General features: G+C 66.2%; 24 protein-coding genes. 11 read left to right on the plus strand and 13 right to left on the minus strand.

The annotated features are described in order from the left end of the window. Window positions 1-30 precede the first annotated feature (30 nt). Window positions 31-1,875 (minus strand): dihydroxy-acid dehydratase, encoded by a 1,845-nt coding sequence (gene ilvD / locus ACYQ4T_RS09870; RefSeq protein ID WP_459853184.1) that lies wholly within the window; start codon window positions 1,873-1,875, stop codon window positions 31-33. A gap of 234 nt (window positions 1,876-2,109) precedes the next feature. Between ilvD and efp the strand changes: the two genes are divergently transcribed. From efp to ACYQ4T_RS09895, 5 genes are all read left to right on the plus strand, one after another. After that, complete coding sequence (gene efp, locus ACYQ4T_RS09875) at window positions 2,110-2,676, plus strand: elongation factor P (RefSeq protein ID WP_459853186.1); 567 nt, start codon at window positions 2,110-2,112, stop codon at window positions 2,674-2,676. A 12-nt stretch (window positions 2,677-2,688) separates the two neighbouring features. Beyond that, window positions 2,689-3,480 (plus strand): inositol monophosphatase family protein, encoded by a 792-nt coding sequence (locus ACYQ4T_RS09880; RefSeq protein WP_459853189.1) that lies wholly within the window; start codon window positions 2,689-2,691, stop codon window positions 3,478-3,480. Between the two features lie 241 nt (window positions 3,481-3,721). Further along, window positions 3,722-4,900, plus strand: coding sequence for an OmpA family protein (locus tag ACYQ4T_RS09885; protein WP_459853192.1), 1,179 nt, complete (start codon window positions 3,722-3,724; stop codon window positions 4,898-4,900). 51 nt (window positions 4,901-4,951) lie between these two features. Further along, the gene (locus ACYQ4T_RS09890; protein ID WP_459853194.1) at window positions 4,952-6,106 is read left to right on the plus strand and encodes a flagellar motor protein MotA; all 1,155 of its coding nucleotides are present in this window, start codon (window positions 4,952-4,954) and stop codon (window positions 6,104-6,106) included. A gap of 6 nt (window positions 6,107-6,112) precedes the next feature. After that, complete coding sequence (locus ACYQ4T_RS09895; RefSeq protein ID WP_459853196.1) at window positions 6,113-7,303, plus strand: peptidoglycan -binding protein; 1,191 nt, start codon at window positions 6,113-6,115, stop codon at window positions 7,301-7,303. On the opposite strand, the gene ACYQ4T_RS09900 is transcribed toward ACYQ4T_RS09895, so the two are convergent. The 5 genes from ACYQ4T_RS09900 to ACYQ4T_RS09920 all read right to left on the minus strand — a co-directional run bounded on the left by ACYQ4T_RS09900 (window position 7,284) and on the right by ACYQ4T_RS09920 (window position 12,306). Next, entirely contained in the window at window positions 7,284-8,159 is an 876-nt protein-coding gene (locus tag ACYQ4T_RS09900; protein WP_459853199.1) for a DMT family transporter, read from the minus strand. The two genes, ACYQ4T_RS09895 and ACYQ4T_RS09900, sit on opposite strands and share 20 nt — an antisense overlap. Before the next feature lie 54 nt (window positions 8,160-8,213). Further along, a complete protein-coding gene (locus tag ACYQ4T_RS09905) occupies window positions 8,214-9,536 on the minus strand; it encodes a chloride channel protein (protein ID WP_459853201.1) in 1,323 nt (440 codons plus the stop codon). Further along, window positions 9,529-9,957, minus strand: a complete 429-nt coding sequence (locus ACYQ4T_RS09910) for a GFA family protein (RefSeq protein WP_459853203.1) — start codon at window positions 9,955-9,957, stop codon at window positions 9,529-9,531. The genes ACYQ4T_RS09905 and ACYQ4T_RS09910 overlap by 8 nt, the downstream gene beginning before the upstream one ends. A gap of 3 nt (window positions 9,958-9,960) precedes the next feature. Beyond that, a complete protein-coding gene (gene leuA, locus ACYQ4T_RS09915) occupies window positions 9,961-11,667 on the minus strand; it encodes a 2-isopropylmalate synthase (protein WP_459855175.1) in 1,707 nt (568 codons plus the stop codon). A 462-nt stretch (window positions 11,668-12,129) separates the two neighbouring features. Beyond that, window positions 12,130-12,306 carry a YdcH family protein gene (locus ACYQ4T_RS09920; protein ID WP_459853205.1) on the minus strand — a complete coding sequence of 59 codons (177 nt, stop codon included), beginning with the start codon at window positions 12,304-12,306 and terminating at the stop codon, window positions 12,130-12,132. A 198-nt stretch (window positions 12,307-12,504) separates the two neighbouring features. Here ACYQ4T_RS09920 and ACYQ4T_RS09925 point away from each other — a divergent pair, with 198 nt between their 5' ends. Next, complete coding sequence (locus ACYQ4T_RS09925; RefSeq protein WP_459853208.1) at window positions 12,505-13,149, plus strand: UbiX family flavin prenyltransferase; 645 nt, start codon at window positions 12,505-12,507, stop codon at window positions 13,147-13,149. Beyond that, on the plus strand, window positions 13,146-13,886 hold the full coding sequence (gene otsB, locus ACYQ4T_RS09930) for a trehalose-phosphatase (protein ID WP_459853210.1): 741 nt from the start codon (window positions 13,146-13,148) through the stop codon (window positions 13,884-13,886). Before ACYQ4T_RS09925 ends, otsB begins: the two co-directional genes overlap by 4 nt. An 11-nt stretch (window positions 13,887-13,897) precedes the next feature. Here the strand turns inward: otsB and otsA are convergent, their stop codons facing one another. From otsA to ACYQ4T_RS09950, 4 genes are all read right to left on the minus strand, one after another. After that, window positions 13,898-15,283, minus strand: coding sequence for an alpha,alpha-trehalose-phosphate synthase (UDP-forming) (gene otsA / locus ACYQ4T_RS09935; RefSeq protein WP_459853212.1), 1,386 nt, complete (start codon window positions 15,281-15,283; stop codon window positions 13,898-13,900). Beyond that, window positions 15,280-17,079, minus strand: a complete 1,800-nt coding sequence (locus ACYQ4T_RS09940) for a glycoside hydrolase family 15 protein (protein ID WP_459853215.1) — start codon at window positions 17,077-17,079, stop codon at window positions 15,280-15,282. The genes otsA and ACYQ4T_RS09940 overlap by 4 nt, the downstream gene beginning before the upstream one ends. 116 nt (window positions 17,080-17,195) lie before the next feature. Further along, complete coding sequence (locus tag ACYQ4T_RS09945; protein WP_459853218.1) at window positions 17,196-17,699, minus strand: TIGR02444 family protein; 504 nt, start codon at window positions 17,697-17,699, stop codon at window positions 17,196-17,198. After that, window positions 17,696-18,790: an ATP-dependent 6-phosphofructokinase gene (locus ACYQ4T_RS09950; RefSeq protein ID WP_459853220.1), complete on the minus strand. Its 1,095-nt coding sequence runs from the start codon at window positions 18,788-18,790 to the stop codon at window positions 17,696-17,698. Before ACYQ4T_RS09950 ends, ACYQ4T_RS09945 begins: the two co-directional genes overlap by 4 nt. 111 nt (window positions 18,791-18,901) lie before the next feature. Here ACYQ4T_RS09950 and ygfZ point away from each other — a divergent pair, with 111 nt between their 5' ends. Genes ygfZ through ACYQ4T_RS09965 form a run of 3 tightly spaced genes read left to right on the plus strand, consistent with a single transcriptional unit; the run spans window position 18,902 to window position 21,373 of the window. Then, window positions 18,902-19,819, plus strand: a complete 918-nt coding sequence (gene ygfZ / locus ACYQ4T_RS09955; RefSeq protein ID WP_459853222.1) for a CAF17-like 4Fe-4S cluster assembly/insertion protein YgfZ — start codon at window positions 18,902-18,904, stop codon at window positions 19,817-19,819. 34 nt (window positions 19,820-19,853) lie between these two features. Next, entirely contained in the window at window positions 19,854-20,927 is a 1,074-nt protein-coding gene (locus ACYQ4T_RS09960; RefSeq protein ID WP_459853225.1) for a DmpA family aminopeptidase, read from the plus strand. After that, window positions 20,924-21,373 (plus strand): hypothetical protein, encoded by a 450-nt coding sequence (locus ACYQ4T_RS09965; protein ID WP_459853227.1) that lies wholly within the window; start codon window positions 20,924-20,926, stop codon window positions 21,371-21,373. Before ACYQ4T_RS09960 ends, ACYQ4T_RS09965 begins: the two co-directional genes overlap by 4 nt. A gap of 1 nt (window position 21,374) precedes the next feature. On the opposite strand, the gene ACYQ4T_RS09970 is transcribed toward ACYQ4T_RS09965, so the two are convergent. The 3 genes from ACYQ4T_RS09970 to ACYQ4T_RS09980 are packed head-to-tail and all read right to left on the minus strand — an operon-like array spanning window position 21,375 to window position 23,568. Next, the gene (locus ACYQ4T_RS09970) at window positions 21,375-22,019 is read right to left on the minus strand and encodes a lysophospholipid acyltransferase family protein (protein ID WP_459853229.1); all 645 of its coding nucleotides are present in this window, start codon (window positions 22,017-22,019) and stop codon (window positions 21,375-21,377) included. Then, window positions 22,019-22,960 carry a phosphatidate cytidylyltransferase gene (locus ACYQ4T_RS09975; RefSeq protein ID WP_459853231.1) on the minus strand — a complete coding sequence of 314 codons (942 nt, stop codon included), beginning with the start codon at window positions 22,958-22,960 and terminating at the stop codon, window positions 22,019-22,021. The genes ACYQ4T_RS09970 and ACYQ4T_RS09975 overlap by 1 nt, the downstream gene beginning before the upstream one ends. Further along, the gene (locus tag ACYQ4T_RS09980) at window positions 22,957-23,568 is read right to left on the minus strand and encodes a CDP-alcohol phosphatidyltransferase family protein (RefSeq protein WP_459853234.1); all 612 of its coding nucleotides are present in this window, start codon (window positions 23,566-23,568) and stop codon (window positions 22,957-22,959) included. Before ACYQ4T_RS09980 ends, ACYQ4T_RS09975 begins: the two co-directional genes overlap by 4 nt. A 91-nt stretch (window positions 23,569-23,659) precedes the next feature. Between ACYQ4T_RS09980 and ACYQ4T_RS09985 the strand changes: the two genes are divergently transcribed. Beyond that, the gene (locus ACYQ4T_RS09985; protein ID WP_459853237.1) at window positions 23,660-24,142 is read left to right on the plus strand and encodes a cupin domain-containing protein; all 483 of its coding nucleotides are present in this window, start codon (window positions 23,660-23,662) and stop codon (window positions 24,140-24,142) included. Window positions 24,143-24,211: the final 69 nt, after the last annotated feature.

A 24,211-nucleotide genomic window follows, 5' to 3' on the forward strand; every position in this document is an offset into this window, starting at 1 on the left:
CCCCGGAGGCGCTAGTCTAGGTCTTCCCGCCTATGGTACCACGCGCACCGCGCCCTTGGCAGCACTCGTCGTCAGTGCCGCGTAAGCGCGAAGTGCCGTCGTCACCCGGCGGTGCCGCTTCTCGGCCGGCTGCCAGGCAGCAGCGCCCTTGGCGTCCATCGCGGCACGCCGCTTCGCAAGCTCGGCATCGCTCACCACGAGATTGACGGTGCGATTCGGAATATCGATCTCGATCCGGTCGCCTTCCTGGACCAGGCCGATGGCCCCGCCCTCCGCCGCTTCCGGCGAGACGTGGCCGATCGAGAGGCCCGAGGTGCCGCCGGAGAAGCGCCCGTCGGTGATCAGCGCGCATTGCTTGCCGAGGCCCTTCGACTTCAGATAGCTGGTCGGATAGAGCATCTCCTGCATGCCCGGCCCGCCCTTCGGCCCCTCGTAGCGGATGACGACGACGTCGCCCGGCTTCACCTGGTTCAGCAGGATCCCTTCGACCGCGGCATCCTGGCTTTCGAAGATCTTCACCGGGCCGGAGAATTTCAGGATCGATTCATCGACGCCGGCGGTCTTCACGATGCAGCCCTCGAGCGCGATGTTGCCGTAGAGCACGGCGAGGCCGCCGTCCTTGCTGAAGGCATGCTCGATATCGCGGATGACACCCTTGGAGCGGTCGAGGTCGAGGCTGTCGAAACGCTGGTCCTGGCTGAAGGCCACCTGCGTGGGCACGCCGCCGGGCGCGGCCTTGAAGAAGTGGTGGATCTTCGGATCGTTGGCGCGGGTCACGTCCCAGCGGTCGATCGCATCGCCCATGGTGGCCGAGTGCACGGTCGGGAGACCGCGGTGGATCAAGCCGCCACGCTCGAGCTCGCCCAGGATCGACATGATTCCGCCGGCGCGGTGCACGTCCTCGATATGGACATGGGAAACCGCCGGCGCCACCTTGCAGACGTTCGGCACACGCCGAGAGAGTCGATCTATGTCCTTCATGGTGAAGTTGACCTCGCCCTCATAGGCCGCGGCCAGCAGATGCAGCACGGTGTTGGTGGAGCCGCCCATGGCGATGTCGAGGGTCATCGCGTTCTCGAACGCCTTGAACGAGGCGATCGAGCGCGGCAGCACGCTCTGGTCATCGCCTTCGTAGAAGCGCTTGGTGAGCCGCACCACGGTGCGTGCCGCTTCGAGGAACAGCTCCTTGCGATCGGCATGGGTCGCGAGCGTCGTGCCGTTGCCGGGCAGGGCCAGGCCGAGTGCTTCGGTCAGGCAGTTCATCGAATTGGCGGTGAACATGCCGGAGCAGGAGCCGCAGGTCGGGCAGGCGCTGCGCTCGATCTTGTCCACCTCTTCGTCCGAGACCTTGTCGTCGGCGGCCGCGACCATCGCATCGACCAGGTCGAGCGCGTGCAGCTTGCCGTCCTTCATCACCAGCTTGCCCGCTTCCATCGGTCCGCCGGAGACGAACACGGTCGGGATGTTGAGGCGCAAGGCGGCCATCAGCATGCCGGGGGTGATCTTGTCGCAGTTGGAGATGCAGACCAAAGCATCAGCACAATGCGCGTTCACCATATATTCGACCGCGTCGGCGATGATCTCGCGCGAGGGCAGGCTGTAGAGCATGCCGTCATGGCCCATGGCGATGCCGTCATCGACGGCGATGGTGTTGAACTCCTTGGCGACACCCCCGTTGGCCTCGATCTCGCGGGCCACCATCTGGCCCAGGTCCTTCAAGTGCACGTGCCCTGGGACGAACTGGGTGAAGGAGTTGGCGATGGCGACGATCGGCTTGCCGAAATCGCCGTCCTTCATGCCGGTTGCGCGCCAGAGGCCGCGGGCGCCCGCCATGTTGCGGCCATGGGTCGAGGTGCGGGAGCGGTACTGGGTCATCTGCGGCAGTCTCCGTTTGGGGCGCCACCCCTGATGCGGCGCCAATCAGTCCAGAAGCCGGCTTCGCCGGAGGGGTTGGAGTTAACACAGTAAACCCTTGCCAACCAATCGGAATCAGGTATGGAAGCGGCGCGTTCAGAGCATGCATACGGGCCGGTTTACTGCACGGGGCGTTCCTGGTAGTTTCCGCGCCGATTTTCCCAAACAGATCAATCGAATGAGCGGATTTCTCCGATGAAGATCAACGGCAACTCCATTAAGCCCGGCAACATCATCGAGCACCAGGGCAAGCTCTGGCGCGCGGTCAAGACCATGCATACCCAGCCGGGCAAGGGCGGCGCCTATCTCCAGGTGGAGCTCAAGGACATCCGCACCGGTACCAAGCTCAACGAACGCTTCCGCTCCTCGGAGACGGTCGAGCGCGTGCGCCTGGACGAGCATGAATACTCCTTCCTGTTCTCCGACGGTGACGACTACACCTTCATGGAGCAGGAGACCTACGAGCAGATCACGCTCAACGCCGAGCTGATCGGCGACCCCGCGGTGTTCCTGCAGGAAGGCATGGTGGTGACCGTCTCGAGCTATGAAGGCTCGCCGATCTCGGTCTCGCTGCCGGAAACCGTCACCATGGAGTTGGTCGAGGCCGATGCCGTGGTGAAGGGCCAGACCGCTTCATCCTCCTACAAGCCGGGCAAGCTGGAGAATGGCGTCCGCGTCATGATCCCGCCGCATATCGCCGCCGGCACCCGCATCGTGGTCAACACCGCCGATGCGACCTACGTCGAACGCGCCAAAGACTGAGATAGATTCAAAATGGCGACCCGTTCCGCCGTCATCAACGTGATGGCCAAGGCCGCCGACAAGGCGGCGCGCGCATTGAAGCGCGACTTCGGCGAAGTCTCGCAACTCCAGGTCTCGACCAAGGGGCCGGGCGACTTCGTCTCCACCGCCGACCACAAGTCCGAGCGGACGATCCGGGAGGAGCTCCAGAAGGCCCGGCCGAACTTCGGCCTGCTGATGGAGGAAAGCGGCGCGATCCCGGGCAGCGATCCCGACCATACCTGGATCGTGGACCCGCTCGACGGCACCACCAATTTCCTGCACGGCGTGCCGCATTTCGCGATCTCGATCGCGCTCCAAGCCAAGGGTGAGATCGTCGCCGGCCTGGTCTTCGACCCGATCCGGGACGAGACATTCTGGGCCGAGAAGGGCGCCGGCGCCTTTTGCAACGACCGCCGCATGCGCGTCTCAGGGCGCAAGCAGCTGCCGGAATCACTGCTCTTCACCGGCATTCCCTTCATCGGCCATGGCGACCGCGCGAAGTTCGGCCGCCAGCTCGACGCCGCCATGCGGGAGACCGCGGGCGTGCGCCGCCTGGGCTCGGCGGCGCTCGACCTCGCCTATGTCGCCGCCGGCCGCTGCGAAGGCTATTGGGAAGAAGAGATCTCGATCTGGGACATCGCCGCCGGGATTCTGCTGGTCAGGGAGGCGGGCGGTTACGTCAGCGACCTGAAGGGCGGCCAGACCATGCTGCAGTCCGGTTCGGTGCTGGCGACCAACAACACCCTGCACGCCCCGCTCCAGGCCCTGCTCGGCAACGCCTGATTTGGATAACGTCATTGCCGGGCGTGCCCCGGCAATCTCGTGCCAATCTGGAGCGAGATGCCCGGATCAAGTCCCGGCATGACGAGGGGACTGGGCGACTCGGGGCGGTGGATGGGCGGGAAAACCCAAACCCGCCAAAGGGCTGAGCCTGCCGCAACATCGTTGTGGTTTTTCAAGGGCATGCGTTGTAGTTTTGTGCGCCTTGGTTAGGCCAAGGTCACGGGATGTCTCCTGGCAGGCAATGATGACGATTCGGGCTGGTCGCCGCGCTTTTTACCTAGGTTTCGTCGCGTTCTGCGGCATCGGCGGCAGTGCCCTGCCCGCCGCTGCGCAAACCTACCTCGCCGATAACGGCAGCAACGTCACGGTCGATTATAGCGTGATCGGTCTCGGCTCCGGACCTGGCCCGGTGACGCGTGGAGCGCTGCCGGGCTCCGCCCTTCCCGCGGGAAGCTGCAGCTGCGCCAACGCGCCCCTGGGCGTGATTGCCGCAGCGCCGCGCCCGACCTTCACCAATCCCTTCGGCGCCCAGGTCACCCAGGCACCGGCCGTGCCGCCGGGCTTCATGGCCTATTCGCAGGTCGCCGGATCTTCGAGCAGCGGCGCCGTGGTGCTGCGCGCGCCGAACGCGCCGACGCAGATGGCGGCCAGCGAGCCGGCGCCGGTGGAACAGGCACCGGCCGAGCCGTTGCCGTCCAGCACGGCGACCCAGAGCGACTCCTCCGGCGAAGCGGCACCGGCCGAGCCCACGCTGCCGGTGACCACGCCGACCCAGAGCGCGCCGAGCACGGCCACCGACCAGGCCATGGCGCCAAGCGGCGAGTCCAGCCCGCCGGCCCAGCCCGAGACCATGCCGACCGAAGTGCCCTCGCCCGTCGAGCAGCCGGCAGCCCAGCCCCCGGCGGCACCGGCCGAGACCACAACGGCTCCGGCTGAGACCCAGACGGCCGAAACGCCGCCGGAGACGCCGCCCGCCTCCAGCGCCGCCACCGGCACCGAGGCGCAGCCCCAGGGCGAGCAGCAGGCCGCCGTCGCCGCACCGGAAACTACGCCCGCCGCACCGGCCGAAGGCACGCCGCCGCCGGCCGCAGAAGGCACCGGGGCGCTGCCCGCCGGCGCCGCGCGCATTCTCTACACGGGCGAGTCCGATGATGTTCCGGCCGAAGCGACCGCCAGCCTCGACGCCATCGCCCAGGACATGCTGGCCAATCAGGACAAGCGCATCCAGGTCCTGTCCTATGCTGCCGGCACCGAGGACACCGAGAGCAAGGCGCGTCGGAAATCGCTGGCTCGCGGCCTCGCGATCCGCAGCTACCTGATGAAGGCCGGCGTGCCCTCGACCCGCATCGACGTCCGCGCGCTCGGCAACAAGGCCGAAGGCGGCCCGGCCGACCGCGTCGACATCATTCCGGCTTCCTGAACCCGGCGTGCGACCTCCCACCAATCCGGCCCCGAGGCATAGAGCGATCGCATGAGCCGACCGACCAGCCAGCTGTTGTGGATGATCGTCGGCCTGCTCGCCTCGGGCTTCGTCGCCGGCTGGCTCTGGGACCAGATCGTCCTCGCCTTCTTCCACAATCCGTTCCTCAACTCCTTCATCCTCGGCGTGCTGGCGGTCGGCGCGCTCTACCTGTTCTGGCAGGTGATCCAGCTCAATTCCGACATCTCCTGGGTCGAGAACTTCCGCACCGGCGGCCATAAGCTCAGCACCGCCCAGCCGCGGCTGCTGGCGCCGATGGCGGCGATGCTGCGCGACAAGACCGGCGGGAAGCTCAGCCTCTCCGCCTCGGCGATGCGCTCGCTGCTCGACGGCATCCAGTCGCGGCTCGATGAAAGCCGCGAGATCTCGCGCTATCTGACCGGCCTGCTGATCTTCCTCGGCCTGCTTGGCACCTTCTGGGGCCTCCTCAACACGATCGATTCCGTCGCGGCGGCCATCAAGGGGATGAAGGTCGGCACCAACGGCGATCCGGCCAGCATGTTCGAAAGCCTGAAGCAGAGCCTGGAAGGCCCGCTCTCGGGCATGGGCATCGCCTTCTCCGCCTCGCTGTTCGGCCTCTCCGGCTCGCTGCTGCTGGGCTACCTCGACCTGCGCGCCGGACAGGCGCAGGCGCGCTTCTTCAACGAACTGGAGGACTGGCTCTCGGGTCAGACCCGGATCACCTCGGGCAGCACGCTGATCGAAGGCGACCAGCCGGTGCCGGCCTATATTCAGGCCCTGCTGGAACAGACCGCGGAAAGCCTGGGCGAATTGCAGCGAACCATCGGCCGGGCGGAAGACAACCGCCATCAGCAGGGCGCCAACTTCAAGCTGCTGGCGGACCAGATCGGCCAGTTGAACGACCAGCTCCGCACCGAGCAGCAGGTCATGCAGCGCCTCGCCGACAGCCAGAGCGAGATGCGGATGTTCATGCAGCGGCTGGGCGAGCTCGCCTCCAGCGGAGGCTTCGGTCTCGACGCCAACAGCCGCAACCATTTGCGCAATATCGACGGCCTCCTGAACCGCCTGGCCGACGACCTCGCCCAAGGCCGCACCATCGCCGTCCAGGACCTGCGTTCGGAGATCAAGGTCCTGACCCGCACGATCGCCGTGGCGGCCGGCCTCGAGCGCACCCCCGGAAGCTAAGCCAGCATGGCGCTCGCCAGCCGCCGCCGTCGCAGCATGGAAGCCTGGCCGGGCTACGTCGACGTCCTGTCGACCCTGCTCATGGTCATCGTCTTCGTGCTGATGATCTTCGTGGTCGCACAGCTCTATCTCAGCCAGGCGCTGACCGGCAAGGACCAGACGCTCGCCAAGCTCTCGCAGCAGCTGAACGAGCTCTCCGAGATGCTTTCCATGGAGCGTGGCAATTCCCAGCAGCTGAAGGTCCAGCTCTCGCAGCTCTCATCTGCGCTCACCAAGTCCACGCAGGAACGCGACGCCCTGCAGAACCGCCTCACCGTGATCATCGGCGAGCGCGACAACCTGAAGGCGCAGCTCGGCGACGCCCAGTCGAAGATCGAGGACGCGCAAGCCAAGATCGCCGCGAGCCAGGAGAAGCAGAAGCAGCTGGAAGACGCCTACAAGACCATCGAGGCCGACCAGACCAAGATCACAGCCCTGCTCTCGGACATCGCCGCGCTCGAGAGCCTGCGCGACGACCTGCAGAAGAAGCTGCTGACCGCCGACGAGAACGCCAAGCAGATCACCAGCCAGTCGGAAGCCCAGGTGGCGTTGCTCAACCAGCAGATCCTGGCGATGCGCGAGCAGCTGGCACAGCTCGCTTTGGCGCTGGAGGCCTCCGAGCAGAAGAGCAAGGAGCAGCAGGTCCAGATCGCCGACCTGGGCTCGAAATTGAACTCCGCCCTCGCTTCCAAGGTCGAGGAGCTGGCGCGCTATCGCTCCGAGTTCTTCGGCCGCCTGCGCGAGGCTTTGGGCGACCGCCAGGACATCCGCATCGTCGGCGACCGCTTCGTGTTCCAGTCGGAAGTGCTGTTCGCTTCCGGCTCGGCCGAGATCGGCCAGGCCGGGCGCGACCAGCTCGACACGCTGGCGACCACCCTCATCCTGATCACCAAGGAGATCCCGGCGGACATCAACTGGGTGCTCCGGGTCGACGGCCATACCGACAAGCGGCCGATCACCAGCGGCCTCTATCCGTCGAACTGGGAGCTCTCGACCGCGCGCGCCATCGCAGTCGTGAAGTATCTCGCCAGCAAGGGCATCCCCGAGGACAAGCTGGCGGCGGCGGGCTTCGCGGAGTTCAGCCCGCTCGATCCCGCCGACAACGAAGACGCCTACACCAAGAACCGCCGCATCGAGTTCAAGCTCGACCAGCGCTGAGCCGCAGCTCCGCGATCAGATACCAGAGCACCGCGCCGAGCACGACGACCCCGCCGATCAGCGCGGCGCTGCCCGGCCGCTCGTCGAACAGCAGCCAGACCCAGAGCGGCGCCAGCACCACGTCGAGCATGCCGACCAATCCCGCCTCGCCGGACGGGATATAGCGTCCGCCGATCAGGAACAGCACATAGGCGCCGGCCGTGGTCGCGATGCCGAACAGCAGCAGGATGCCGAGCTGTTGCGCGTCGGGAACCTGTGCCGCCGCAAAGGGAAAGAAGACAAGCGCGCACAAGGCGGCACCGGCGCCGTTCACCGGCGCCATCTCCAGCATCGGATAGCGCCGCGCCATGACCAGCTGCGTCGCGAAGGTGACGGTCATCAACAGCGCGACGGCACAGCCCAGCACATCATCGCGGCTGGCCGAGGCACCGGCCATAATCGCAACGCCCAGAAAGGCTAAGGCAGCGGCGGCCAGCATGCGGCGACTGGGCCGCTCGCCGTTCCACAGGAAGCCGATGCCGGCGGCGATGAAGGGAACCGTCGCGTAGACGATCATCACGTTGGCGACCGTGGTCAGCCAAACCGCAACGACGAAGGACGTCATCGAGACCAGCGCGATCGGGATCGCGATCAGGCCGGGCCGCCCCAGGCGCCGCAACGTATCGAGGCTGCGTGAACGGTTGAAGGCAGCAATGACGGCGGCGAGGGCCAAGGCCGCAAACAGCGATCGCCAGGTCACCATGGTCCAGAGGTCGAGCGCCGCGAGCGCGCGCACGAACAGCCCGCCGGTACTCCACAGCACACCGGCCAAGGCCACCAGTGTCACGCCATAGGAGCGACTTCCAACCCAATGCATCCAGCTCCCCTGCTGCCTCGTGCTCAGCCTAGCGCGTTACCCGGCCCGGAATTGTCAGGATGCGTCGCGCGTTCGGAGTGGATCGTAGCTGTAGGACAACGCGTGATAAAGCGGCTCGGGACAGACCAGTCGCGAGGCGCCCGCAGCCAGCAGCGCCGTCGCCATCAGCGGCATCGCCATCGCCTTGTCGTTGGTCATCTCCAGCACGATCACGAAGGCGGTGAGCGGCGACTGCACCACGCCGGCGAAATAGGCGACCATCGCCAGCAGCGAAAGCGCCCGGATGTCCACCGCCGGCGTGAAGGCGTGGATGATGGACGCGAATGCGGCACCAACCGAAAGCGAGGGCGAGAACAGCCCGCCCGGTACACCGCTGACCGACGACAACAGCGTCGAGACCAGCTTCGCCGGCGCGTACCAGAACGGCTGGAGCGTACCGGTCTCGAGCGCGGCGCGGGTCGGCGCATAGCCGGTCCCGGTCGCAAACCCATCGGTCAGCAGGCCGAGGATCGCAACGGCGAATCCGCAGCCGGCGGCGAACAGGATGCGATGCCGTCGCAGCAGGCCGATCCAGCCGGCCTGCGATGTCGCGATGTGAATCACGCCACGGCTGAACAAGCCGCCGAGCCCGCCGCAAACCACGCCGCAGAGCGCAACCGCGCTCCAATCGCCGAGGGTCGCGAGATGCGTCGAGACCTGGCCGAAATAGCTGTAGTCGCCGATCAGGGCGAGGCTGGTCAGCCCGGCAATCACCACCGAGGCGATCACCAGCACGTTCATGCGCCGATCGAAGGCCTTCGCCATCTCCTCGATCGCGAAGACGATGCCCGCGAGCGGCGTGTTGAACGCCGCGGCGACGCCGGCCGCGGCGCCGGCGAGGATGAGCCCAGGTTGCCGCCCGATTCCGCCGATTCGTCCGATCGCGAACATGATCGCGGCGCCCACCTGGACGGTCGGGCCCTCGCGCCCGGTCGATGCGCCGACCGCGAGCCCGAGGATGGTGAAGACGATCTTGCCCGTGGTCACCCGCGCTCTCATCAACAAGCCGCGATGCGCCTCATCCTGGCTGCGCCGGGCGGCGATGGCCTGCGGAATGCCGCTGCCCTGCGCACCGTCGAACCAGGTCTTGGTCAGCCAGGACAGAAGCGCGAACCCGACCGGGGTGACCAGCAGCGGCGCCAGCGGCCACTGGCCGGCCATCTGCCGGAACAGCGACTGGGCGAGGTCTGCGCTCTTGGCGAAGCCGACGGCGGCACCGCCGACCGCGATCGCGCCGAGCAGGAACACCGCCCGCCGGCGCCACACGATCGGCGAGAGCAGCGCCGCGCGCGTCCGCCGCCAGCCGAGCTTGGGAAGCGGACGCCTGCTCTCAACCACGGAAGTGCCGCTCGTATTGCTCGACCCGCGAAGAAAGATCCGACCACGGGCGGCGCGAGCGCAGGAACACGTGTTTGAAGGTAACCCGCTCTGGCCGGATCCAGCTGGGGTCATCGAAAGCGCCGGCCGGGAGCGTGCGCAATCCGGGCGCCGCTTCCAGGGAGAAGCCGAGATTCGTACCGCAGGTGCGGCAGAACTCCACGTCCAGCCAGCGGCCGGATTCGTCGGAGTGATGCCGGTATTTCGCGGGCTCGCCGGTGAACGTCACCTGGACGCCTTCATAAACCACCTCGGTCCCGAAGGCGGTGCCGGTGCGGCGCTGGCACCAGGTGCAATGGCAGAGGGTGACGCGCAGCGGTGCTCCGCTCGCCGTGAACCGCACGGCGCCGCAGACGCAGCCGCCGCTGCGCGTCTCCTCCATCAGTTACTCGGCCGGGCCCGCTGTCTCGCGGACCTTGCCGAGCTTGGCTCGGTTGGCGGCCGAGACCACGGCTTTGAGGCTTGCCGTGACGATGTTCGGATTCATGCCGACGCCGAACACCGTGCGGCCGTCGCTGAGCCGGGTCTCCAGATAGGCGACCGCGGCGGCGTCGTTGCCGAGGCCGACCGAATGCTCGCGGTAGTCGACCACCTTCAACTCGATGCCGGAATGCTTCTTCATCGCATCCATGAAGGCATCGATCGGGCCGTTGCCGCGGCCGTTGATCTCGACTTCGGCGCCGTTCTCGCGGAGCTTTGCCGTCAGGTTCCGGATCTCGGTCGCATGGGTGTCGGTCAGGGTCTGCTGGTCAAGGAAGGCGTAAGGCTCTTCCAGACCGAGATACTCGTCGTTGAAGGCGCGCCAGATCACCTCGCTGGAAATTTCCTTGCCGGTCTTGTCGGCGATTTCCTGGACGATCTGGCTGAACTCGATCTGCAGTTTGCGCGGCAGGGTGATGCCGTGATCCTTCTCCAGGATATAGGCGACGCCGCCCTTGCCGGACTGGCTGTTGATGCGGATCACCGCCTCGTAGTCGCGGCCGACGTCCTGCGGGTCGATCGGCAGATAAGGTACCGCCCATTCGCCGCTGTTCGACTGCTTCATCGCGGCAAAGCCCTTCTTGATCGCGTCCTGATGCGATCCGGAGAAGGCGGTGAAGACCAGGTCGCCGGCATAGGGGTGACGCGGGTGCACTGGCAGCTGGTTGCAGTATTCGGCGGTCCGCATGATGTCGTTGATGTCGGAGAAGTCGATTTCCGGATCGACGCCCTGGGTGAACATGTTCAGCCCCAAGGTCACGAGATCGACATTGCCGGTGCGCTCGCCGTTGCCGAACAGCGTGCCTTCGATGCGGTCGGCGCCGGCCATCACGCCCAGCTCGGCGGCGGCGACGCCGGTGCCGCGGTCATTGTGCGGGTGGAGCGAGATGATGGCGCTCTCGCGGTTCTTCATGTTGCGGCAGAAATACTCGATCGAATCCGCGTAGATGTTCGGCGTCGACATCTCGACCGTCGCCGGCAGGTTGAGGATGCACTTCTTCCGCGGCGTGGGCTCCCAGACATCCATCACCGCCTCGCAGACCTCGATCGCATAATCGATCTCGGTGCCGGTGTAGCTCTCGGGGCTGTACTGGTAGACGAACTCGGTCGACCCGGTCTGCTTCTCGGCCAGCTCGCGCACCAGTTTGGCGCCGTTGACCGCGATCGCCTTGATGCCCGCCATGTCCTGGTTGAAGACGACGCGGCGCTGCAAGGTCGAGGTCGAGTTGTAGACATGGACGATGGCGCGCCGCGCGCCGACCAGCGCTTCGTAGGTGCGCTTGATCAAGTGATCGCGCGCTTGGGTCAGCACCTGGACGGTGACGTCGTCGGGGATGTGCTTGCCCTCAATCAGTTCGCGGCAGAAATCGAAATCAGTCTGCGAGGCCGAGGGAAAGCCGATCTCGATCTCCTTGTAGCCCATGCGCACGAGGGTCGTGAACATGCGCATCTTGCGTTCCGGGCCCATTGGCTCGATCAGCGCCTGGTTGCCGTCACGAAGATCGACGCTGCACCAGATCGGCGCCTTGGTGATGGTCCGGCTCGGCCATCGGCGGTCGGGCAAGTTGAACGGCTGGAACGGCTTGTACTTGGTACTGGGGTCAACGCGCATGGCGGACATCCTCAAATCCTGGCTCAAATATCTTCAACAACGATCGCGGCGTGACGTAAAAACCGGCCGCCGGCCGTCACCCTGGCCCCGGCGGCCGCCGCGAAGTCGCAGAGACGCCCTGAGCGAAAGGTTCAGAATGTCAGACTTCACTGCGGTGGGGAACATGGCTCAACCCGTTCAAGAAACTGGATAAAATCGACTTCTGGGAGGCGGGCTTCGAACGAAGCCCTGCGGCCGACGCGATCAGCGCGTCGGGGCGATAAGTCGAAGGAGCTCCAGGGCGAAACGGGTCGCGGTCATGAAATAAAATTAGCCGCACAGGACGGACCGGGTCAAGCCACCATTCTTGCCGGGTCAACGGCGCCGACCGGGCGGCTCTCAAGGAGCCGCCCGTGGAGGCGACGGTACGCTTAGCCTTCGCTTCGGAAGGCGCCTAAGCGACGGTCTCTGGTGTATCTGGGGCTAGCGGCCAGCGTGTCGCTGGTGGCCGAAAAGCTCGTCTTTTATCCGGAGCTTTTGCTTCTTGAGATCGTGGATGATCTCGTCGTCGGGGTGGGGCCTGCACTCTTCGGCGGCAATCTTGGCTTCGAGGTCTGCATGCTTGATCTTGAGGGACTCAAGATGAGGCTCTGCGTTCATTCCCAACTCTCCCGGTTAGACGTTGCGGTCGGACGCTGCGGTTTGCGTCGGTGGGACGTTAGAGGCACAATGCTAACTCCAATCCGCGACCGGAGTAAATGACAGAGCGAAGACGGCGGGCGATTCGCCGCGGCGGGCCGTCTCCGTTAAGCTTTCAGCAAGCAAAGCCCGCACCATTCCAGGAAACACGTCATCTCCATGATTTCCCGTCGATCTTCGGCTCCTCAGAGCCCTGCTCCTGCCGCGCATCATCCGCCCCGCCTGGTCATCGGGATTTCCGGCGCCTCCGGTGTTGTTTACGGCCTGCGGCTGCTCGAGCTGCTGAAGCCGACGGTGATCGAGACTCACCTGATCATGTCCCGTACAGCGGAACAAACCCTGGCCTATGAGACCGATCGGAAGCTGAAAGACGTCAAGGCGCTGGCCGACCAGGTGCATGGCGCCGACGACCTCGCCGCGCCGATTTCCAGCGGCTCCTTCCAGACCATGGGCATGATCGTGGCGCCCTGTTCGGTGAAGACCCTGGCGGAGATCGCAACCGGCGTCACCACGACCCTGATTTCCCGCGCCGCCGACGTCACCCTGAAGGAGCGCCGTCGCCTGGTTCTCATGGTGCGGGAAACTCCGCTCCATGCCGGGCATTTAAAGAACATGCTCCATGCCACCGAGATCGGCGCGATCATCGCCCCGCCCGTCCCCGCCATGTATGCGCGGCCGCAAAGCCTCGAGGAAATGGTGGATCACAGCCTCGGCCGGGTGCTGGACCTCTTCGGCATCGACAGCGGCCGCGTCAATCGCTGGGGCCAGGAGGCGCGGCGGCGCGGCAAATCGAAGCCGCAATGACCGCAGCCCCGCCGCGCCTGCCGCTCACCGAGACGGCCCTGTTCCTCGATGTCGACGGGACGCTGATCGAGATCGCGCCGACGCCGGAATCCGTGGTGGTGCCGCCCGACCTCGTGCCGCTGCTGAAGAAGCTGCATCATGCGCTCGACGGCGCACTGGCGATCCTGTCCGGCAGAACCATCGCCGTATTGGATGGGTTGCTGGGCGAGACCGGGCTGCCGATGGCCGGCGTGCATGGCGGCGAGTTGCGCGCCGTTGCCGGCGGGGCGGTCACCGAAATCAACCCGCCCCTGCCCGCGGCCCTGCAGGAGCGGGTCTGGGCGATCATCGACGACCTGAAGCGGCAATGGCCGGGCGTCCGTGGCGAAGACAAAGGCCCCGCCTTCTCTTTTCACTTTCGTCAGGCTCCGGAAGCGGAGCCGGCGCTGCGTGCGGCCATCGCGACGCTGCAGCTCGGCGCCGAATGGGAAATCCTCCCCGGGCATATGATCTACGAGATCCGCTCGCGCGGGCAGAGCAAAGGCGTCGCGCTGCGCAGCCTGATGCAGATGCCGGGCTTCGCCGGACGAAAGCCGGTCTTCGCCGGTGACGATCGCACCGATCTCGACGGCATCCGCGCGGCGGTCGAGCTCGGCGGCGCCGGCATCGCCGTCGCCGGCCTGGCGGCGGAGCAGGCGCGCTGGGCTTTACCCGATCCCGCGGCGGTGCGGGGCTGGCTGAAGAGCCTGGTGGATTAGGCCGCGGCTGCTTAGGCCGCGGCCCTTTCGCTGGTGTTGAGCGTGTCGAGGAAGCTGTCCGACCAGGTGGCAAGGTCGTTGCGCTGGAGCGCGCCCATCAGCTTGCGCCAGCGCTCCTGCCGTTCGGTCAGCGGCATGCGCAGAGCCTGGTCCAGCGCCTCGGCCATTTCCACCTGGTCGAAGGGATTGACGATCAGCGCACCCTTGAGCTCGCGCGCGGCACCGGCGAAACGCGAGAGCACCAGCACGCCGGGATCGTTCGGTTTCTGCGCGGCGACATATTCCTTGGCCACCAGGTTCATCCCGTCGCGCAACGGCGTGACCAGCCCGACCCGCGCCACGCGGTAGAAGCCGGCGAGCTGCCGGCGCGGGAAGACGCGATTGAGATAGCGAACCGGCACCCAGTCGATCTCGGCGTGGCGGCCATTGACCCGGCCGGCACAACCCTCGATCTCGCGGCGCAGCTTCTTGTAGCGGGCAACGTCGATGCGCGAGGGCGCCGCGATCTGCACGAAAGTAATGCGGCTGCGATAATCCGGCCGGGTCGAGAGCAACTCGCCCACCGCATCGATGCGGTTGAGGATGCCCTTGCTGTAATCCAGCCGATCGACGCCGATGATAAGCTGCCGGCTGGAGATGCTGTCCGCCAGGCGCCGCACTTCCTCGTCATTCTCGGCCTCCGCGGCGAGCGACTTCATCTCCTCGACATCGATGCCGATGGGGAAAGCACCGGCCCTGAGCCTCCGCCCGAACATCTCGATCGCGCCGTCCGACCGCAGCGAGCCGCCAGCCTCATACTGCGCGTAGTCGCGAAAGGCGCGCAGGTCGCTCTCGGTCTGGAAGCCGACCAGGTCGCATTCCGCCAGCGAGCCCATCAGTTGCTTGTGCGCCGGCAGGGCGCAAAAAATCTCCGGCCCGGGAAGCGGGATGTGCAGGAAAAAGCCGATGCGGTTGCGCAGGCCGCGCAGCCGCAGCTCGCCCGGTAGCGCCATGAGCTGATAGTCATGGATCCAGATCACGTCGCCCGGCCGCAACATCGATGCCAGATGATCGGCAAAGCGCGCGTTGATCCGCATATAGGCATCCTGGTGCTGGCGCGAATGCTCGACCAGACCGAGGCGATAATGCAGCAGCGGCCAGAGCGTGCTGTTGCAATAGCCGTTATAGTAGGCGTCGAACTCCTCGGCAGTGAAATCGATGGTCGCGTAGGTGATGCCGCCCGACTTTACGACCTTGGGCTGGGGCGCGGGAGACTCGCTGGTCTCGCCGCTCCAGCCGAACCATACGCCGCCGGAGCGCTTCAACGCGGAGAGCACGCCGACCGCGAGACCGCCGGCCCGCGCCGAGCGGTCGCGGGGCATGGCAACGCGGTTCGACACGACGATCAAGCGGGTCATGACGCTTCCTCCCAACTCAGACTCAGATTCATGGCGGAGTTGATCAGACCCACCATGGAATAGGCCTGGGGAAAATTGCCCCACAACTCACCCGTTTTCGGGTCCACGTCCTCCGAGAACAGACCAAACCGGTTTCTGTAACTCATGATCTTGTCGAACAGCGCGCGGGCCTCGACCGACCGACCGATCGCGGCCAGCGCATCGATGTACCAGAACGTGCAGATCAGGAAGGCCGTCTCCGGCTCGCCAAAGTCGTCCCCGACCACATACCGGTAAATGAAATCCCCGCGCTTCAGTTCCTGCCCGATGCGTTCGACCGTGGCGACGTAGCGAGGGTCCGAGGCCTGCACGAAGCCGATCTGGGCCATCAACAGCAAGCTGGCATCGAGGTCATTGCCGTCGAAGGTGGAAACGAAACTGTTGCGGGATTCGGACCAGGTGTGACGCTCGATGGTGAGCTTCAAATGCTCCGCTTTGTCGCTCCAGAACTCGGTGCGGTCGGTTCGGCCCATGATCCGCGCGATCCGTTTCAGCCGGTCGCAGGCCGCCCAGCACATCATGGCGGAGAAGGTGTGCACCGAGGCCGAGCCGCGCAGTTCCCAGGGCCCGGCGTCGGGCTGGTCGAAGGCTTCGACCGCGCGCTGGCCAAGGAACTCGAGCTGCTCGTAGAGCTCCTCATTGGCGGGCTTGCGGAGCAGGCGGTGGTCGAAGAACAAGTGGATCGCCGCCAGCACCATGCTGCCATAGACGTCGTTCTGCACTTGGCTGTAGGCGGCATTGCCGACGCGGACCGGCCCCATGCCGCGGTAGCCGGCCAGTCCCTCTGCAATCGTCTCGGTGAGGTCCGCCTCGCGCGAGATGCCATAGACCGGCTGGATCACGCCGTCGCGCGCGACGTCGATCACGTCGGTGATGAAGCCGATATACTGCTCCATGGTGCGCGTGACGCCCAGCCGGTTGAGGGCGCGGATGACGAACACCGCGTCGCGCAGCCAGCAATAGCGATAGTCCCAATTGCGGATCGTGTTCGGCGCTTCGGGAATCGACGTGGTGAGTGCCGCGACAATGGCGCCGGTTTCCTCGAACATGCAGAGCTTCAAGGTGATCGCCGCGCGGATCACCGCCTCCTGCCACTCGAATGGAATCGAGAGGCCGCGGACCCAGAGCCGCCAATGCGCCGTCGTGGTCTCGAAATAGCGGCGGCAGATGTCCTCGAGATCGGCATCGACCGGCTCGTCCGGCCCCCACAGGATCCAATGCTGCTGGTCGAGCCGGAAGTAGCGCTCCTCCATGATGTAGCTGACCGGAATCGTGGTGGTCATGCGCTGCCGCTGCCGGTCGCTGAAATAGACGATGTGGTGGCTGCCGCGCAGCGATTTCAGCGGCGTCCCGCCGTAGTCGCTCATCGGCCGCGAGACCACACGCACCATCGGCCGGCCGGAAACCGGGGTGATGCGTCGAACGATGACCGGCGGCCGATGGATCCGGTTGTGCCGGTCGTAGCGCGGCGCGAAGTCGACGATCTCGACCGCTCCGCCGTTGTCCTCGCTCAGCACGGAATGCAGCACGGCGGTGTTGTCGAGATAAGCCTGCTCGGACGACTTGAAGCCTTGCAGCTCGATCGAGAGCGTGCCATCCGCGGGCGACGCTCCGGCGGCATCGCCGCCGCGCAGCAGCGAACAGAAGACCGGATCGGAATCGAGGCGCGGCAGACCGGCGAAGACGATGCGCGCCTGGGCGTCGATCAGCGCCGCGACACTACTGTTTCCGATGACGGCGAGATCGAGGCTGCTCATCGTCGGGGTGTTCCATTCGGTAATTGCGTGAAACCCGGGCGGATCGCCCGGTTCGAAATACAACACCCTCCTGGCAAATTGGTTCCGCGACCGGCGGCCGCATCAACCCCCTGGAATCAAAGCGGTTCCAGCAGCGCGCTCAAATCTTCTGCGTCCTGCTCGTCGGGCGTGCCGACGACCATGTCGAGATAGGCCTCGAGCGCGGCGCTGGCGAGCTGCAGCGGGGTTGAGCCATCCTCGACCGCAACCACGCCGGTGGCGGCAAACGCAATCTTCTCCTGAGCCACGCGCTCGCATTCCAGCTCGACGGAGAGCATGCCGTGCTTGATCGCCTGGCGGTCGGACTTGGCAAGCTCAGGAAACTGGTCGGCGACCGCGCGCCTTGCGTTGCGGAGAGGTTCCAGCACGTCGCGGCGCCAAGCCTCCACCGCGGCCATGGCGGTATGCAGTCCGTCCCGCTCCACCTTCCGCCCCAGGGTGGCGAGCCAACAGCAGAACAGCAGGATATTCACGTCCGCGCCGCGCCGGTTCTGCAGCGAGAGGCAGGCGGCGGCGACGCGCTCACGGCTGTAATAGGCGAGGCTGAACTCCCAGAAGGCCCCGGGATCGAGACGTGTCACGCGACCGTATCGCCGAAGCTGATCCCGAGCCCGCGCGCCGCCGTCACCAGCTCGCCCTGCGGATCGACGGTCTGCGCCGCGCGGATCGCGTCCTCGATCGGGACGTCGATGACGCGGCGGTTGTTCCAGGCCACCATGCGGTCATACCGCTTCTCGGCGATGAGATCGACGGCGTGGACGCCGAAGGCCGAGGCGATCACCCGGTCGCCCGGCTCCGGCGTGCCGCCGCGCTGCACATGGCCCAGCACGGTGACGCGGGTCTCGGCGCCGGTCAGGCGCCCGATCTCGTTGCCGATATACTGGCCGATGCCGCCATAGGTCTGGGTGGCAGCCGCGCCGCCGCCATGGATGGCCGTCACCGACTCTCCGTTCTCGGTCTTCACCGCCTCGGCGACGACGACGAGCGCAAAGTTGCGACCGCGCTTCTTCAGCTGCTCCAGCTTCTCGCAGATGACCGAGAGCTTATAGGGAATCTCCGGGATGAGGATCACGTCGGCGCCGCCGGCGATGCCGGCCCAGAGCGAGATATGGCCGGCGTCGCGGCCCATCAGCTCCAGCACCATGACGCGGCTGTGCGAAGCCGCCGTCGGCTGCAGATGGTCGAGCGCCGAGGTCGCGGCCTGGACCGCGGTCTCGAAGCCGATCGAGGTCTCGGTCGCGCCGATGTCGTTGTCGATGGTCTTCGGGATCGAGACCAGGGGGATATTGCCCTGCTTCGCCAGCTTGCGGATGATCGCCATCGAGCCGTCGCCGCCGATCATGATCAGGGCGTCGAGGTTCAGCATGCGATAGCCCTCGATCACCTCGTTCGAGCGATCGACGAAGCTGCCGTCCTCCATCGGGAACTTGAAGGGATTGCCCTTGTTGGTGGTCCCCAGGATCGTGCCGCCCAGCCGCAGCAGGTCGCTGTTCAGGGCCCGGTCGTCGAGTTCCTCGGCCTGGACCGGCCGCTCCATCAGGCCGGCCGTGCCGTTGCGGATGCCCACGACGGTCCAGCCATAGCCATGATGCGCCCGCGCATAGACCGCGCGAAGCGCGGCGTTCAGCCCGGCGCAGTCGCCGCCGCTGGTCAACAATCCGATCCGCTTCATCGTCTCCCCTGAAACTTGCGTGAATCCATCATGGGTGAATCCCTGGCCTTGCAATTTTACGGAAGCACCCGACTATTACCATAGATCACGCAGCAGCCAAGCCATAGCCACATGAACGATACGGATTTTTTTGCGATCGACACATTCCGGAGCCCGGTCGCGGTCGAGGGTGAAGACCGACAGGCTTTCCTCCAGGGGTTGATCAGCAACGACACGCGCCGGGTGACCGAGACCCAGGCGATCTTCAGCGCCTTTCTGACGCCGCAGGGCAAGTTCCTGCACGACTTCAGTGTGGCGGAGGTGCAAGGCCGTTACCTCCTCGATCCGGAGGTCGAGCGGCGGGCCGATTTGATCAAACGGCTCTCCATGTATCGGCTCCGCTCGAAGGTGAAGGTGGTCGATGCGGCGGCCGACTGGGCCGTAGTGGTCTTCGCCGGGCCCGGCGCGCTGGCCAGGCTCGGCCTCGCACCGACCGCAGGCTTGGCCAAGCCCTTGGCCGGCGGCGTGGTCTTTGTCGATCCGCGGCTGCCGGCATTAGGCGCCCGCGCCTTCCTGCCGCGCGCCGAGGCCGAGGCGACGGCGCGGACCGTCGGCTTCAGCGCGGCGCCAATCGAGGTATACGAACGCCTCCGCGTCGCGCTGGGCGTGCCTTCCGGCAGCCGTGACCTGGTCCCGGACAAGGGCATCCTGCTGGAGAACGGTTTCGAGGAGCTGCACGCGATCGATTGGGACAAGGGCTGCTACATGGGCCAGGAATTGACCGCCCGGACCCGCTATCGCGGCCTGGTCAGGAAGCGACTGCTCCCGGTGGCGATCAGCGGCGCCGCGCCGGCCCCCGGCACAGCCCTGATGCTGGGCGAGGTGGAAGCCGGGGAACTCCGCAGCCTCGGGCCGGACGGCCAGAGCGGCCTTGCCATGGTGCGACTGGAACACCTCGATCGCGCGCGGTCCGAAGGCCTCACCGCGGGCGGGGCCACCATCCGCCCCAGCGTGCCGGACTGGATGCGCTTGCCTGAGCAGGTTGGCTAGCTAGACTGCGCCCCTGAACTCATCAGGGGGAATCATGGGAAAGCCGCGTTTGCGTGACCTCGGCATCAGCCTCGGGCAGATGCCGCCGGGACCGCTCAATGCCATCACCGATGTCGCCGGCGTCACCGTCGGCACCGCCACGCTGATCCGCGATACGCCGCATGTGGTCAGAACCGGCGTGACCGCGATCTGGCCGGCGGCCGACATCTACAGCAACGTCTGTTTCGCAGGCTTCCACAGCTTCAACGGCAACGGCGAGATGACCGGCACCATCTGGCTGGCCGAGCAGGGGTTGCTGACTTCGCCGATCTGCATCACCAACACCCATGCGGTCGGCGTGGTGCGCGATGCGATCTGCGCCGACGCGGACAAGCGCGGCATCGACGAGTCCTGGCTGCTCCCGGTGACCGCCGAGACCCATGACGGCTGGCTCTCCGATGCTTACTCCTTTCCGGTGACCCAGGAGCTGGCGCTGCAGGCCCTGGACAACGCCAAGGGCGGCCTGCCGCAGGAAGGCAACGTCGGCGGCGGCACCGGCATGATCGCGCATGAGTTCAAGGGCGGCACCGGCACGGCCTCGCGCAAGCTGCCGGAGGACCGCGGCGGCTGGACGGTCGGCGCCCTGGTGCAGGCGAACTACGGCAACCGCGCGATGCTCCGCTGCGGCAATGCGCCGGTCGGCCTGGAGATCGGCACCGACGAGATCCAGGGCGCCTATTGGGACCCCGACCCGGGGTCCGGCTCGATCATCGTCATTCTCGCGACCGACGCGCCGCTGCTGCCGATCCAATGCCAGCGGCTGGCGCGGCGCGCCACCACCGGTCTCGCCTGGGTCGGCGGCTTCGGCTCCAACAGCAGCGGCGACATCTTCCTCGCCTTCTCCACCGCCAACCGTGTGCCACTGCGATCGAAGATGACGGACGTGCGCATGCTCGGCATCGATGAATGCACACCGCTGTTCCAGGCCGCCGCGGAGGCGACCGAGGAAGCGATCTGGAACGCGCTGGTCGCCGCCGAGACCATGACCGGCTTCAAGGGCCGCACCGCACATGCAGTGCCGCATGACCGCCTGAAGGAAATCTTCGGCAGATACCGGGGGCCGAAATGAGGAAGACGCTGCTCGCTCTCGGCGGATTGGCATTATGCGCCGCTTCCGCTCACGCCGATCCGGTGATCAACGACCAAAAGGCCGCCAAGCAGCTGCTCGGCAAGCATCCGCTGACCCTGCAATGGATCGGCACCGGCGGCCATCTGAAGGATGCCGGGACCGCGGAGGTCAAGGCGGAGAACGGCGAATGGCGGCTGACCGGGCGCAACGACGCCAAGGAAGGCTTCGTCTCGCTCGACGGCATCGTGACCCGGGTCGACAAGACGACCTTCATCTTCAAGGGCAAGATCGTCACCAAGGTCGAGTTCATCTACGAAGGCAAGGAATGCGCCCGCGACGTCGAAGTCACCTTCGAGCGGAAAGGCGCGCGGAAATACTGGCGCATGTATCCGATCGACAACCCATGCGAGGCGGTCGCCGACTACATCGACATCTTCCTGCGCTGAGTCACTTCCAGGTCGGGTGCGGCGCCGCGGCGGCAAGCGCCGCTACGGAATCCTGCAGCGCCTGGGTAAAGGCCGGGCGGCTGCCGGTCCAGGCAACCGGTTCGCCGACGAAGACATCGACCACGACCGGCACCAGGGTGAACTCGCCCTTGGGCAAGGCGCGGCTCAGGCCCTGCATGTAGACCGGCACGACCGGCACTTCGGGATATTGCTCCTTCAGCCGCGCGACGCCGCCCTTGAACTTCGCCAGCGCCTCGGTCTCGCCGCGCGTGCCTTCCGGGTAGACCAGCAGGATCTCGCCGGCCTCCAGCGCCTTGGCGCAATTCTCGAGCGGATCCTCGCCGCGCTTGCCGACCCGGCTGCGATCCAGCGGGATCATGTTGATGATGTTGAGCGTGAACCAGGCGATCGCCCGATTGCGCAGGAAGTAATCGGCCGCCGCCACCGGCCGCAGGCGATGCAGCCGGCTCAACGGGAACAAGGTCATCAGCACGAAGGTGTCGAGATGGCTGTTGTGGTTGGCGACCACGATCGCCGGGCCCTGAAGCGGCAGGTTCTTCAGGTTGCGCACGTTGAGGCCCAGCACGACCAGGACCAGCGGCCGGCCAATCAGGATCCAGAACAGCAGGCGCAATGCGCGGATCATCAGTAATGCAGATAGTAGACGTAGTGGAAGAACAGCGGCGCGGTGAAGGTGAGGCTGTCGACCCGGTCGAGGATGCCGCCATGGCCGGGCAGGATGCTGCCGCTGTCCTTGATGCCGAGATCGCGCTTCACGGCCGAGACCGAGATGTCGCCGATGAAGCCGGCACAGCCGATCAGCAAACCAGCAATCGCCGCCTCGACCGGCGTCAGCGGCGTCAGATAGGGGCCGGCGAGAAAGGCGACCAGGGTGGTGGTGAGGATGCCGCCGGCCAGTCCCTCGAGGGTCTTCTTCGGGCTGACCTTCGGCACCACCTTGTGCCTGCCGAGGGTCTTGCCCCAAACATACTGCGCGACGTCGTTCAATTGGGTCAGCAGCAGCAGATAGAGCAGCAACCCGTCATTGCCGCCGGCCGGATTCACGCCCGCCGGCAGGGCCAACAGATAGGCCATGTGGCTCAGGCTGAAGACCGTGGTCATCAGCCCCCAATGCAAGGTCCCGGCGGCGCGGATGAAGCCCTCGGTCTCGCCGATCAGCACCATGCGCGCGGGCAGCAGCAGGAAGGCGTAGACCGGGATGAAGATGATGAACATCCCGTACCAGCCGTCCGCCGCCCAATAGTACTGCGCCGGGATGGTGAGATAGGCCCAGAACAGGACGCGGTGATCGGCGCGCCGGGTCGGGATCAGCGTGATGTATTCCTTGAAGGCGAGGAAGCTGACGAAGCCCAGCAGGCAGATGGCAAAGATCGGCGGCAGGGCGATCGCCAGCGCGAACAGGATGACGATGACCCACCAGGTGCGGATCCGGAGCTTCAATTCGGTGTAGTCGCGGTCGGGACGGCGCTGGGCGAGACTGAAGGCGACCCCGCTGGCCAGGATCAGCAGCCCGAAGACGCCCAGCAGCGCCAGCGCCGCGTTGTCGGTGATCTCGAATGGGATCAAGCTGCCCTCTCGCGTAAGGCAGCGCGCACCCGGTTGACGATGGTATAGGCGATCGCCGCCGCCATGAGCAGGATCGCCCAGGTCACATGGTTTGGCCTTCCAGCAAGCTCGAGGCCGATGAGCACAGCGATGACCCCGAAGGCAAAGGCACGGTCGCTCTTGCCCATCGGCCCGTCATAGCGACGCTGCGCCCCGACCTGGATCGCGACCACGCCGGCCATCTCGCTCAACCCCGCCAGCAGCACGGTGATGACCACGGCGAGACCGTTGACTCCGGGGATCAGGGCGAAGGGCAGATAGAGCGCCGCGTCGGAGATCACGTCGCAAAGCTCGTTCAGGAAGGCGCCGAGCGCGCTCTTCTGCCCGTGCTCGCGCGCAAGCATGCCGTCGATGGCGTTGAGTGCCATCCGTACGAACAGCACCACCGGCAGCAGGAACCAGACCGCGGGCCTTGCCGCATCGTAAGCCAGCACGACGCCCGCACCGACCGACAACAGCGCCGCCGCGACCGTCACCTGGTTGGCGGTGACGCCGCCGGCAGCAAGCGCCCGCACCAGCGGCCGCAGCAACGCCTGGAAGCGCGGCTTGATCTGATAGATGCTCGGCATAATTCTAGCGTGGCCCCCGGCGTTCGACTCCGCCACCTGCGATAGGGTTCCATGGGGGTCGATACCCGTCAAGTTAGCGGCAGGAAGCCCCATGAACGTCAGCGAGCTCATCGATCGGCTGCAACTCACGCCGCATCCCGAAGGTGGCTGGTTTCGCGAGACCTACCGCGCGTCGGAAACCGTCGCCGCCGCCGCCCTGCCCCGGCGATTCGGCGGCGCGCGCAGCATATCGACGGCGATCCATTTCCTGCTGGAGGCCGGCCAATGCTCGCGCCTTCATCGCATCAAGGCGGACGAAGTCTGGCACTTCTATGCCGGCGATCCGCTGGACGTGGTCGAGATCGACGCCGCCGGAAGCCTCAAGACCACGCGGCTCGGCGGCGATCTCCTCTACCAGCACGTCGTCCCGGCCGGGTCCTGGTTCGGCGCCAGCCCGGCCGAGGGCGGCCGCTTCTGCCTGGTCGGCTGCACCGTGGCACCCGGCTTCGACTTTGCGGATTTCGAGCTGGCCGACCGGGACGCGCTGCTGGCCGAATATCCGAGGCATCAGGACTGGATTCGCCGTCTGACCTGAGCGCCGGCCAGAGTTTTTAGCGTCCCCGGGCCGGGTCGCAATCGTTTACCTCCGCGACAAAGCCATGAT

This window comes from Dongia sp. agr-C8 (assembly GCF_054658695.1).

Excerpts from the sequence above, each read along its gene's own strand:
- efp (WP_459853186.1), top strand. The coding sequence starts at position 2,110 with ATGAAGATCAACGGCAACTCCATTAAGCCCGGCAACATCATCGAGCAC.
- otsA (WP_459853212.1), bottom strand. The coding sequence starts at position 15,283 with ATGACCCGCTTGATCGTCGTGTCGAACCGCGTTGCCATGCCCCGCGAC.
- ACYQ4T_RS09910 (WP_459853203.1), bottom strand. The coding sequence starts at position 9,957 with ATGGAGGAGACGCGCAGCGGCGGCTGCGTCTGCGGCGCCGTGCGGTTC.
- ACYQ4T_RS09980 (WP_459853234.1), bottom strand. The coding sequence starts at position 23,568 with ATGCCGAGCATCTATCAGATCAAGCCGCGCTTCCAGGCGTTGCTGCGG.
- ACYQ4T_RS09880 (WP_459853189.1), top strand. The coding sequence starts at position 2,689 with ATGGCGACCCGTTCCGCCGTCATCAACGTGATGGCCAAGGCCGCCGAC.
- ACYQ4T_RS09970 (WP_459853229.1), bottom strand. The coding sequence starts at position 22,019 with ATGATCCGCGCATTGCGCCTGCTGTTCTGGATCCTGATTGGCCGGCCG.
- ACYQ4T_RS09940 (WP_459853215.1), bottom strand. The coding sequence starts at position 17,079 with ATGAGCAGCCTCGATCTCGCCGTCATCGGAAACAGTAGTGTCGCGGCG.
- ACYQ4T_RS09925 (WP_459853208.1), top strand. The coding sequence starts at position 12,505 with ATGATTTCCCGTCGATCTTCGGCTCCTCAGAGCCCTGCTCCTGCCGCG.
- ACYQ4T_RS09920 (WP_459853205.1), bottom strand. The coding sequence starts at position 12,306 with ATGAACGCAGAGCCTCATCTTGAGTCCCTCAAGATCAAGCATGCAGAC.
- ACYQ4T_RS09895 (WP_459853196.1), top strand. The coding sequence starts at position 6,113 with ATGGCGCTCGCCAGCCGCCGCCGTCGCAGCATGGAAGCCTGGCCGGGC.
- ACYQ4T_RS09965 (WP_459853227.1), top strand. The coding sequence starts at position 20,924 with ATGAGGAAGACGCTGCTCGCTCTCGGCGGATTGGCATTATGCGCCGCT.
- otsB (WP_459853210.1), top strand. The coding sequence starts at position 13,146 with ATGACCGCAGCCCCGCCGCGCCTGCCGCTCACCGAGACGGCCCTGTTC.
- ACYQ4T_RS09960 (WP_459853225.1), top strand. The coding sequence starts at position 19,854 with ATGGGAAAGCCGCGTTTGCGTGACCTCGGCATCAGCCTCGGGCAGATG.
- ilvD (WP_459853184.1), bottom strand. The coding sequence starts at position 1,875 with ATGACCCAGTACCGCTCCCGCACCTCGACCCATGGCCGCAACATGGCG.
- ACYQ4T_RS09885 (WP_459853192.1), top strand. The coding sequence starts at position 3,722 with ATGATGACGATTCGGGCTGGTCGCCGCGCTTTTTACCTAGGTTTCGTC.
- ACYQ4T_RS09900 (WP_459853199.1), bottom strand. The coding sequence starts at position 8,159 with ATGCATTGGGTTGGAAGTCGCTCCTATGGCGTGACACTGGTGGCCTTG.
- ACYQ4T_RS09985 (WP_459853237.1), top strand. The coding sequence starts at position 23,660 with ATGAACGTCAGCGAGCTCATCGATCGGCTGCAACTCACGCCGCATCCC.
- ygfZ (WP_459853222.1), top strand. The coding sequence starts at position 18,902 with ATGAACGATACGGATTTTTTTGCGATCGACACATTCCGGAGCCCGGTC.
- ACYQ4T_RS09890 (WP_459853194.1), top strand. The coding sequence starts at position 4,952 with ATGAGCCGACCGACCAGCCAGCTGTTGTGGATGATCGTCGGCCTGCTC.
- ACYQ4T_RS09950 (WP_459853220.1), bottom strand. The coding sequence starts at position 18,790 with ATGAAGCGGATCGGATTGTTGACCAGCGGCGGCGACTGCGCCGGGCTG.
- leuA (WP_459855175.1), bottom strand. The coding sequence starts at position 11,667 with ATGCGCGTTGACCCCAGTACCAAGTACAAGCCGTTCCAGCCGTTCAAC.